1 protein-coding gene is annotated in these 1,120 nt (G+C 67.4%); it reads left to right on the top strand.

The window, feature by feature from the left end:
- The coding region (gene pgi / locus ACFPIH_RS56245; RefSeq protein ID WP_385879448.1) for a glucose-6-phosphate isomerase at positions 1 to 1,120 on the top strand (1,120 nt) is incomplete at both ends.

Below are 1,120 nucleotides of genomic sequence, written 5' to 3'. Positions count from 1 at the left end.
TGCGGGATGCGATGTTCCGTGGTGAGCGGATCAACACGACCGAGGACCGGGCGGTGCTGCACACCGCGCTGCGGGCGCCGCGGGAGGCGGTGGTCGAGGTCGACGGGCACAACGTGGTCCCCGCGGTGCACGCCGTCCTGGACAAGATGGCCGGCTTCGCGGAGCGGGTGCGTTCGGGTGAGTGGACGGGGTACACCGGGCGGCGGATCCGGAATGTGGTCAACGTCGGTATCGGCGGCTCCGATCTGGGTCCGGCGATGGCCTACGAGGTGCTGCGCAGCTTCACCGACCGGGATCTGACGGTGCGTTTCGTGTCCAACGTGGACGGTGCCGACCTGCACGAGGCGACCCGTGACCTGGATCCGGCCGAGACGCTGTTCGTCATCGCGTCCAAGACCTTCACCACGATCGAGACGATCACCAACGCCACGTCGGCCCGTGGCTGGCTGCTGGACGCGCTGGGTGATCAGGCGGCGGTCGCCCAGCATTTCGTGGCGCTGTCGACGAACGCCGGGAAGGTCGCGGACTTCGGTATCGACACGGCCAACATGTTCGAGTTCTGGGACTGGGTCGGCGGGCGGTACTCCTACGACTCGGCGATCGGCCTGTCGCTGATGATCGCCATCGGCCCGGAGCGCTTCCGCGAGATGCTGGAGGGTTTCCACCTGGTCGACGAGCATTTCCGTACCGCTCCGGCCGAGTCCAACGTGCCGCTGCTGCTGGGGCTGTTGGGCATCTGGTACGGCAACTTCCACGACGCGCAGTCCCACGCGGTGCTCCCCTACAGCCATTATCTGTCGAAGTTCGCGGCGTATCTGCAGCAGCTGGACATGGAGTCCAACGGCAAGTACGTGGGCCGGGACGGGCGGGAGGTCGACTGGCAGACCGGTCCGGTGGTGTGGGGCACGCCCGGCACCAACGGGCAGCACGCCTACTACCAGTTGATCCACCAGGGCACCAAGCTGATCCCGGCGGACTTCATCGGCTTCGCCCGCCCGGTCGCCGAGCTGAGCGGTGAACTCGCCGCGCAGCACGACCTGTTGATGGCCAACTTCTTCGCCCAGACCCAGGCACTCGCCTTCGGCAAGACACCCGACGAGGTCCGCGCCGAAGGCGTGCC

Source organism: Streptomyces vulcanius, assembly GCF_042653945.1.
GTDB classification, from domain to species: Bacteria; Actinomycetota; Actinomycetes; order Streptomycetales; family Streptomycetaceae; genus Streptomyces; species Streptomyces mangrovi.
This window is presented reverse-complemented; position numbering and strand designations above follow the sequence as displayed.